The following is a 9,233-nucleotide window of genomic DNA, read 5'->3' on the forward strand; positions in this document are numbered from 1 at the left end:
CCTACCTGTCTGTTTTTTTTTTTTTTGACTGCTCGGCGCACCCCCGTATTCACCCCTTATGCGGCCGTCGGCAGGCGCAGATGTGAAAAGGAGACAGCACCCGGCCCGCCCCCGCCGACTCCGCCCTGCGCCGGATCCTCTCGGGCAACGGCACGGTCACCGTCCTGGCGATCCTGCTGTCCCTGCTCATCTCCGGTCTGCTGATCATCGCCGTGGACGAGGACGTCCGTGACGCCGCCGGCTACTTCTTCGCCCGCCCGAGCGACCTGCTGTCCGCCGCCTGGGCCGCGTTCGCCGGAGCCTTCGCGGCCCTGTTCCGCGGCGCCGTCTTCAACTACCGGGCCTCGGACGCGACGGGCATGCTCTACCCGCTCACCGAGACCCTCACCGTGGCGACCCCGCTGATCATCATCTCGCTGGGCATCGCCATCGCCTTCCGGGCGGGTCTGTTCAACATCGGCGGCCAGGGCCAGTTCATCTTCGGCGCCATGTTCGCCACGTGGTTCGGCGTGCACCTGCACCTGCCGCCCGGCGTGCACCTGCTGCTCGTCGTCGTGATGGGCGTGCTCGGCGGCGTGCTGTGGGGCTCCGTCGTCGGCGTGCTCAAGGCCTGGACGGGCGCGCACGAGGTGATCCTCACGATCATGCTCAACTACGTGGCGGTGAACCTGCTCGCGTACCTGCTGAACACCCCCGTCCTGCGGGCGCCCGGCACCACGAACCCGGTGTCCGCGCCGCTGGACCGCTCCGCCATGTTCCCGCGGCTGCTGGGGACCGACTTCCGGCTGCACTGGGGCTTCTTCGTCGCACTGCTGGCCGTGCTCTTCACGTGGTGGCTGATGCAGCGCTCCACCCTCGGCTTCCGTCTGCGGGCCGTGGGCGCCAACCCGGACGCCGCCCGCACGGCCGGCATCTCCGTCAAGGGCTCCTACCTGGCCGCCATGGCGATCTCCGGCGGCCTCGCCGGCCTGGCCGGCGCCACCCACGTCGCCGGCACGGAGAGCACGCTGAACACCTCCGTGGCCGGGTCCTTCGGCTTCGACGCGATCACGGTGGCCCTGCTCGGCCGGTCCCACCCGGTGGGCGTGCTGTTCGCGGGCCTGCTCTTCGGCGCCCTGCGCGCCGGCGGCGTGACCATGCAGACCGAGACCGGGGTGCCGGTCGACATCGTCCTCGTGGTGCAGTCCGTGATCGTGCTGCTCATCGCGGCCCCGCCGCTGGTGCGCGCCATCTTCCGGCTGCCCGCCCCGGGCGCCGCCCGCGCCCGCCGCGCCGCCGACCCCGTGACCCAGCCCGCCGTGGCTGGCGCCGTGGTGACCGGCGCCGGCGGCCACGCCGCCGCCCCGTCCACGGGCGTCCAGGAGGCCGCGGCGGCCGCCGTCGCGGACCCGCAGGCTCCGACCACGCAGCCCACGGACACGGCCCCGACCCACCGCCCGCACGAGCAGAAGGGGGACGCCCGATGAGCGCGACCGCCGCCCGGCCCCACGCCGACGTCGTCCGCCCCGAGGCCGCCGAGCCCGCCCGGGTCGTGGTCCGGCACTGGACCACCCCGATCGCCCTGACGATCCTGACCCTGCTGGCCCTGGCCGTCTTCGCCCTCGGCGCCCCCGAGGCGGCGGCGACCTTCCGACTCTCGAACGCGTCCGACGCCGTCGTGCTCCCGGACCTGACCGCCGACCCCGTGCTGGGGGGCTGGCTGCTCGTCGGGCTCATGGCGGTGCTGACCGCGGTGGCCTGGCTGGCGACCCTGCGCTCGGGGCGCACCCCCGGCTGGGCCGCGGCCCTGTTCGCCGTCGCCTTCGTGGCCGCGTTCCTCATCTGGGTGATCGGCTCGGCGGACAACACCACCGTGTTCCTCACCGGCCTGATCGCCGGCTCGTTCGCGCTGGCCGTCCCGCTGATCTTCGGCTCGATGGCCGGCATCCTGGCCGAGCGCTCGGGCGTGGTGAACATCGCGATCGAGGGTCAGCTGCTGGCGGGCGCGTTCACGGCCGCCGTCGTCGGCACCGCCACCGGCTCGCCCTGGGCGGGCCTGGCCGCCGCGATCGTGGCCGGCGTCCTCGTGTCCTGGCTGCTCGCCGTGTTCTCGATCAAGTACCTGGTCAACCAGGTGATCGTCGGCGTCGTGCTCAACGTGCTCGTGGCCGGCCTGACGAGCTTCCTGTACTCCACCGTCCTCACGGGCGGGGACACCGAGCTCAACGCGCCGCCGCACTTCCCGAACCTGCGGATCCCGGGCCTGGCGGACATCCCCGTGCTCGGGCCCATCCTGTTCGACCAGACGATCCTGGGCTACGCGATGTACCTGCTCGTCATCGCGCTGTGGTTCGCCCTGTTCCGCACCCGCTGGGGCCTGCGCGTGCGCGCCGTGGGCGAGCACCCCAAGGCCGCGGACACCGTGGGCATCGACGTGAACCGCACGCGGTACGCCGCCGTCCTGCTGGGCGGTGCGGTGGCCGGCATGGGCGGGGCGTTCTTCACGCTCGTCTCCGCGTCGTCCTTCACCAAGGAGATGACGGCGGGCCAGGGCTTCATCGCGCTCGCGGCCGTGATCTTCGGCCGCTGGAACCCGATCGGCGCGTTCTTCGCGGCGCTGCTGTTCGGCTTCGCCACCAACATGCAGTACGTCCTGGCGATCCTCGGCACCCCGGTGCCGAGCCAGTTCATGGCGATGCTCCCGTACCTCGTCACGGTGTTCGCCGTGGCCGGCCTCGTGGGCCGCTCGCGCGGCCCGGCCGCCTCGGGCGTGCCGTACGTGAAGGAGTAGCCGTGGCGGACGGGCAGCACACGACGACGGCGCCGCGCGTGGACTGGGACCGGCTGCGGGCCGCGGCCCTGGCCGCCACGGAGCACGCCTACGTGCCCTACTCGGGGTTCCGGGTGGGCGCCGCCGCGCTCACCGACGACGGCCGCCTCGTCTCGGGCTGCAACATCGAGAACGCGTCCTACGGGCTGACCCTGTGCGCCGAGTGCGCGCTGCTGGCCGACCTGCGCATGGGCGGGGGCGGCCGACTGGCCGCGTTCGTGTGCGTGGACGGCGAGGGCGTGCTCACCATGCCCTGCGGGCGGTGCCGCCAGCTGCTGTACGAGTTCCGCGCCCCCGGGCTCGTGCTGCTCACCCCGGCGGGGGAGCGGGGGATCGACGCGGTGCTGCCGGACGCCTTCGGCCCGGCCGACCTGGAGCGGGCGGACCGTCCCTGACCTGCGGCGCGCTCCCGGGCCCGCTCGCTAGAGTCGGAGGCTGACCGTCGCAGCCGTCCTCCGAGGAGAACCCCATGACCGCGCAGCCGCAGGCCGAGCCCTTCGACGCCGTCGAGGTGATCCGCACCAAGCGGGACCGGGGGACGCTGTCGCCCGAGCAGATCGACTGGGTGGTGGACGCGTACACCCGCGGCGTGGTGGCGGACGAGCAGATGTCCGCCCTGGCCATGGCGATCCTGCTCAACGGCATGGACCGCGCCGAGATCGCCCGCTGGACGGACGCGATGATCGCCTCGGGCGAGCGCATGGACTTCGGCGGGCTCACCACCCCGGACGGCCGCCCCCTGGCCACCGCGGACAAGCACTCCACCGGCGGCGTGGGGGACAAGATCACCCTGCCGCTGGCCCCGCTCGTGGCCTCCTTCGGGGTGGCCGTGCCGCAGCTGTCCGGCCGCGGCCTCGGCCACACCGGCGGCACCCTGGACAAGCTCGAGGCGATCCCCGGGTGGCGGGCCGACCTCAGCAACGAGGCGATGCTGCGCCAGCTCTCCGAGGTGGGCGCGGTGATCTGCGCCGCCGGCTCCGGCCTGGCCCCGGCGGACAAGCGCCTGTACGCCCTGCGCGACGTCACGGGCACGGTGGAGGCCATCCCGCTGATCGCCTCCTCGATCATGTCCAAGAAGATCGCCGAGGGCACCGGCGCCCTCGTGCTGGACGTCAAGTGCGGCTCGGGCGCGTTCATGAAGGACGAGGCGTCCGCCCGCGAGCTGGCCCGGACCATGGTGGACCTCGGCCGGGACGCCGGGGTGGACACCTCGGCGCTGCTCACGGACATGTCCGTGCCCCTGGGCCGGACGGCCGGCAACGCCCTCGAGGTCCGCGAGTCGGTGGAGGTGCTCGCCGGCGGCGGCCCGGCCGACGTCGTGGAGCTCACCGTGGCGCTCGCCGCCGCGATGCTCGCCGGCGCCGGGGTCACGGACGTGGACCCGGCCGAGCACCTGGCCAACGGCCGGGCGATGGACGTGTGGAACCGGATGATCGAGGCCCAGGGCGGCGACCCCCGCGCAGCCCTCCCGACGGCGGCCCACACCGAGGACGTCGTCGCGGAGACGGACGGCGTCCTCACCGAGCTGGACGCGATGGCCGTGGGCCTGACCGCGTGGCGCCTCGGCGCCGGGCGGGAGCGACAGGGCCAGGCCGTCCAGGCCGCGGCCGGCGTCGAGGTGCACGTGCGCCCCGGCGAGCGCGTGGCCCGGGGTCAGAAGGTGCTGACCCTGCACACGGACACGCCGGAGCGCTTCGAGCGGGCGAGGGCCGCGCTCGCCGGCGGCTGGTCCGTCGGCGAGCTCGACGACGACGCCGCCCGGGCCCTGCGCGAGCGCTCCGTGATCCTGGACCGGATCGGCTGACCGGATGCTCGCGTGGCTCGAGGGGGCGATCCTCCACGCCTCCGCGCAGTGGTGGGTCCTGCCGCTGACGCTGCTGCTGTGCCTGCTCGACGGCATCGTGCCGATCTTCCCGTCGGAGTCGGTGCTGGTGGCCCTCGGCGCGATCGTCCGCGACGGGCATCCGTTCTCCCTGTGGGCGCTGTGGGGGGTCGGCTTCGCGGGCGCGTTCCTGGGGGACGTGGCCGCGTACGCGATCGGCCGTGCCGTGGGCGTGGAGCGGTTCCGGTGGATGCGGCTGCGGCGGGTGCGGGCCACGGTCGAGGTCGCCCGTCACCACCTGCACAGCCACGGCGCGCTGCTGCTGTTCACCGCCCGGTTCATCCCCGGCGGCCGCGTGGCCCTGAACCTCACGGCCGGCGCCACCCGCTATCCGCCGGTGCGGTTCGTGGCGCTGGACCTGCTCTCCACGGCCAGCTGGGCCGCGTACTCGATCATGATCGCGCGCCTGACCGCGGGCTGGCTGGAGAACCCGGTGCTGCAGATCGCCGTCTCCGTGACGGGTGCCGCGCTCGTGGGCCTGCTGCTGGACCGCCTGCTCAAGGCCCTGCTGCGCCGCCGGCTGGGCGCCGGGGTGAAGGGCCTCACCCTGGCCGAGCAGGAGGCCCTGCGCTGAGCGCCCTGCCGTAGAGTGACGCCCGTGACGACGACGCAGCTTCCGGACACCGCATCCCCCTCCCCGCTCGAGGTCGACCTGGCCGTCCTGCCCAAGGTCTCCCTCCACGACCACCTCGACGGCGGCCTGCGCGTGGGCACCGTCCTCGACCTGGCCCGCGAGGCCGGCGTCGAGGTCCCCGCGGACACCGTCGAGGGCCTGGCCGAGTGGATCGCCGAGCACGCCAACGGCGAGTCCCTCGAGAAGTACCTGCAGGTCTTCGCCCTGACCACCGCCGTGATGCAGACCCGCGAGCAGCTGCGCCGCGTGGCCCGCGAGTTCGTCGAGGACCTGGTCGCCGACGGCGTCGTCTACGGCGAGATCCGCTGGGCCCCCGAGCAGCACCTGGCCGGCGGGCTGAGCCTGGACGAGGCCGTCGAGGCCGTGCAGGCCGGCCTGGACGAGGCGGTCGAGGCCGCCGACGCCGCGGGCCACGTGATCCGCGTGGGCCAGCTGGTCACCGCGATGCGGCACGCCGACCGGGCCCAGGAGATCGCCGAGCTGGCCGTGCGCCACCGCGAGGCCGGCGTCGTGGGCTTCGACATCGCGGGCGCCGAGGCCGGGTTCCCGCCCTCCCGCTTCGCCGACACCTTCACGTGGCTGGCCGCCCACCACCTGCCCGTCACCGTGCACGCGGGCGAGGGCGACGGCCTGGACTCCGTCCGCTCGGCCCTCGTGGACGGCCGCGCCCTGCGTCTGGGCCACGGCGTGCGCCTGGCGGAGGACATCTCGGTGGAGTACGGCGGCGTGGACGAGGACGGCGAGCAGCTGGACGAGCTGACCGGCATCGTGGACCTGGGCGAGACCGCCGCGTGGGTGCGGGACCGGCAGATCGCCCTGGAGGTCTGCCCGTCCTCGAACCTGCAGACCGGCGCGGTGGACGCCGCGGCGGGCATCGCGGGCCATCCCATCGACCTGCTCGTGCAGCTCGGCTTCCGCGTCACCGTGAACACGGACAACCGGCTCGTCTCGGACGTGTCCCTGACCGACGAGCTCTACCTGCTCGCCGAGACCTTCGGCTACTCGCTCTCCGAGCTGCTGGACCTGCAGCTCAACGCGGCCGAGGCCGCCTTCCTGTCCGTGGACGAGCGCGAGGACCTCGCCGAGATCCTCGTGGCCGGCTGGGGCGAGGTCATCTCCGGCGACGCCGTCGGCCCGGTCCTCGAGGAGCTGGACGACGAGGACGAGGACGACTGATCCGCCCGTGAGCGCGAGTGTGGACCGTCTGGTGGCGGTGGTCGAGGCCCTGCGCGACCACTGCCCGTGGACGGCCGCGCTCACGCATGCCGACCTCGCCGAGTACCTCGTGGAGGAGGCGTACGAGGCGGTGGCGGAGATCGAGTCCCGCGACGCCGCCGCGTGGGCCGACGTGCCCGCGCGTCGGGCCGACGGCGCGTACCCCGCCCTGGCCGCCGAGCTCGGGGACGTCCTGTTCCAGGTGGTCCTGCACGCCGCCGTCTCCCGGGCGCCGGGCGCCCCGGCGGAGACGGCCGGGTTCCGCGTGGACGACGCCGCCGACGCCCTCACGGCCAAGATGATCCGGCGCAACCCGCTCGTGCTCACCCCCGAGGGCGGCCTGCGCCCGGCCGAGGAGCTCGCCGCCGTCACGCCGGAGGCCGTCGAGCTGGCCTGGGAGCGGGTCAAGGCGCAGGAGCGGGCGGCCGCGGGGCTCTCGTCCGCCGCCCCGGCCCACGGCGACGGCGGCACCGGCCCGGGCCTCGACGTCGGCGACATCCCGGCCCGGCTGCCGGCGCTGGCCGCCGCCGCGAAGGTGGTCGACCGCGCGGCCCGGCAGGAGCCGGACCCGCTCGCGGCGCACGTCCCGGCGCCGGCCGCCGAGGCGGGGGAGCGCCCGGCGGCGGTGTGGCCCGACGAGGCCGCGCTCGGGGCGGAGCTGTTCGCGCTGGTGCGCCGGGCCCGGGCGGCGGGGCTCGACCCCGAACGGGCCCTGCGCACCACGGTGGCGCGAGTGCGTGCGGGGGACTGGTCGGCGCTGCGTCCGTCCGGCTGACGCGGCGCCGCGCCGGCCCGGCCGCAGCCCCGACCGCGCCCCAGCGACATCGCAGCCGGGGGGAACGGCGGTCTTGTCGCCGGCGCGCGGCCGACCGGAACCGGAGGTCCCCGCTAGGCTGAGGCCGTGTCCACGCCGCGGGCACGACTTCCGACTTCGATTGAAGGAGACCCGTCCATGGCCCTGATCGACGCCATCCACGCTCGCGAGATCCTCGACTCGCGCGGCAACCCCACCGTCGAGGTGGAGGTCCTGCTCACCGACGGCTCCCTGGGCCGCGCGGCCGTGCCCTCGGGCGCGTCCACCGGCGAGTTCGAGGCGGTCGAGCGCCGTGACGGGGACAAGAAGCGCTACGGCGGGAAGGGCGTGCTGGACGCCGTCGCCGCGGTCGAGGGCATCGCGGAGGAGCTCGAGGGCGAGTTCGCCGCGGACCAGCGCGCCGTGGACCGCGCGATGCGGGACCTGGACGGCACCCCCAACAAGGGCACGCTGGGCGCGAACGCGATCCTGGGCGTGTCGATGGCCGTCGCCGTGGCCGCCGCGCAGGCCTCCGACCTCATGCTCTACAAGTACCTGGGCGGCCCGAACGCCCACGTGCTGCCCGTGCCGATGATGAACATCCTCAACGGCGGCGCCCACGCGGACTCCAACGTGGACATCCAGGAGTTCATGATCGCCCCGATCGGCGCCCCGTCCTTCCGCGAGGCCCTGCGCTGGGGCACCGAGGTCTACCACGCCCTGAAGACCGTGCTGCAGGAGAAGGGCCTGTCCACCGGCCTGGGCGACGAGGGCGGGTTCGCCCCGTCCCTGGAGTCCAACCGCGCCGCCCTGGACCTCATCGCCGAGGCCGTGACGAAGGCCGGCTACCGCCTGGGCGAGGACATCGCGCTGGCGCTGGACGTCGCCTCCTCCGAGTTCTTCGACAAGGGCTCCTACACCTTCGAGGGCCAGCAGCGCTCCGCCGAGGAGATGGCCGCCTACTACACCGAGCTGGTGGACAACTACCCGATCGTCTCCATCGAGGACCCGCTCGACGAGGACGACTGGGACGGCTGGCAGCACCTGACCGCGCAGCTGGGCGATCGCGTCCAGCTGGTGGGCGACGACCTGTTCGTCACCAACGTGGAGCGGCTGCAGCGCGGCATCGACGAGAAGGCCGGCAACGCCCTGCTCGTGAAGGTCAACCAGATCGGCTCCCTGACCGAGACCTTCGACGCGATCGCCCTGGCCCAGCGCCACATGTTCCACTGCATGATCTCGCACCGCTCGGGCGAGACCGAGGACACGTTCATCGCGGACCTCGCGGTGGCCACCAACGCCGGCCAGATCAAGACCGGCGCCCCGGCCCGCTCGGACCGCGTGGCCAAGTACAACCAGCTGCTGCGCATCGAGGAGGACCTGGCCGACGCCGCCGTCTACGCGGGCCGCTCCGCCTTCCCGCGCTTCCGCGGCTGACCGTCCCCGACGACGACGCGCGGGCCCGCCCGGATCCCTCCGGGCGGGCCCGCGTCCGTCCCGGGGGCGGCCAGGAGCCTGCCAGGGGCGGGCAGTAGGCTGGGAGGGTCCCCGCCACGCGTCCGAAGGAGTCCGCGATGAGTCCGCGCCGCCCCCGCGTGCCCCGTGTCGACCCGACGACGGGCGCCCCGCGCCGGACCGCCGTCGCGGCCCCGGCGGCCCCGACGACGGCCTCCCCGAAGGCGGACACGCCCACGCCGACCCCCGCGGCCCCCCCGCCGGCGCCCGCGCCGACGGACCGAGATGCCATCGACCCGCAGAGCCACCAGCAGCGGACCCCGGCCAGGCACCCCGAGCACCTGGACCGGCCCTGCCTCTTATACACATCGGACGCCGCCGACGATCGCCTGAGGGTAGCTAACGAGCGGCTGCGTTGAGTTAAAACAAGAATAGAACGACGGTG

At 74.2% G+C, this 9,233-nt stretch carries 8 protein-coding genes; all 8 read left to right on the forward strand.

Annotation, left to right across the window (positions count from 1 at the left end; genetic code table 11):
• Nucleotides 1-212 precede the first annotated feature (212 nt).
• A complete protein-coding gene (locus FLM69_RS10455) occupies nt 213-1,466 on the forward strand; it encodes an ABC transporter permease (RefSeq protein ID WP_370510506.1) in 1,254 nt (417 codons plus the stop codon).
• Nucleotides 1,463-2,770 carry an ABC transporter permease gene (locus FLM69_RS10460; RefSeq protein ID WP_036384847.1) on the forward strand — a complete coding sequence of 436 codons (1,308 nt, stop codon included), beginning with the start codon at nt 1,463-1,465 and terminating at the stop codon, nt 2,768-2,770. Before FLM69_RS10455 ends, FLM69_RS10460 begins: the two co-directional genes overlap by 4 nt.
• 2 nt (nt 2,771-2,772) lie before the next feature.
• Entirely contained in the window at nt 2,773-3,204 is a 432-nt protein-coding gene (locus FLM69_RS10465; protein ID WP_010079337.1) for a cytidine deaminase, read from the forward strand.
• A 74-nt stretch (nt 3,205-3,278) separates the two neighbouring features.
• Nucleotides 3,279-4,613, forward strand: coding sequence for a thymidine phosphorylase (locus FLM69_RS10470; protein WP_036336740.1), 1,335 nt, complete (start codon nt 3,279-3,281; stop codon nt 4,611-4,613).
• A gap of 4 nt (nt 4,614-4,617) precedes the next feature.
• Nucleotides 4,618-5,265: a DedA family protein gene (locus FLM69_RS10475; RefSeq protein WP_036336738.1), complete on the forward strand. Its 648-nt coding sequence runs from the start codon at nt 4,618-4,620 to the stop codon at nt 5,263-5,265.
• A gap of 24 nt (nt 5,266-5,289) precedes the next feature.
• Nucleotides 5,290-6,501, forward strand: coding sequence for an adenosine deaminase (locus tag FLM69_RS10480; RefSeq protein ID WP_036384864.1), 1,212 nt, complete (start codon nt 5,290-5,292; stop codon nt 6,499-6,501).
• Between the two features lie 7 nt (nt 6,502-6,508).
• Nucleotides 6,509-7,315: a MazG nucleotide pyrophosphohydrolase domain-containing protein gene (locus tag FLM69_RS10485; RefSeq protein WP_122053959.1), complete on the forward strand. Its 807-nt coding sequence runs from the start codon at nt 6,509-6,511 to the stop codon at nt 7,313-7,315.
• Between the two features lie 177 nt (nt 7,316-7,492).
• Nucleotides 7,493-8,770, forward strand: coding sequence for a phosphopyruvate hydratase (gene eno / locus FLM69_RS10490; protein WP_063189010.1), 1,278 nt, complete (start codon nt 7,493-7,495; stop codon nt 8,768-8,770).
• The last annotated feature ends 463 nt before the right edge of the window (nt 8,771-9,233 follow it).

Origin of the sequence: Micrococcus sp. R8502A1 (assembly GCF_006704135.1) — a bacterium.
In the GTDB taxonomy this organism is placed as follows: Bacteria; Actinomycetota; Actinomycetes; order Actinomycetales; family Micrococcaceae; genus Micrococcus; species Micrococcus luteus.

Excerpts from the sequence above, each read along its gene's own strand:
- FLM69_RS10470 (WP_036336740.1), top strand. The coding sequence starts at position 3,279 with ATGACCGCGCAGCCGCAGGCCGAGCCCTTCGACGCCGTCGAGGTGATC.
- eno (WP_063189010.1), top strand. The coding sequence starts at position 7,493 with ATGGCCCTGATCGACGCCATCCACGCTCGCGAGATCCTCGACTCGCGC.
- FLM69_RS10460 (WP_036384847.1), top strand. The coding sequence starts at position 1,463 with ATGAGCGCGACCGCCGCCCGGCCCCACGCCGACGTCGTCCGCCCCGAG.
- FLM69_RS10475 (WP_036336738.1), top strand. The coding sequence starts at position 4,618 with ATGCTCGCGTGGCTCGAGGGGGCGATCCTCCACGCCTCCGCGCAGTGG.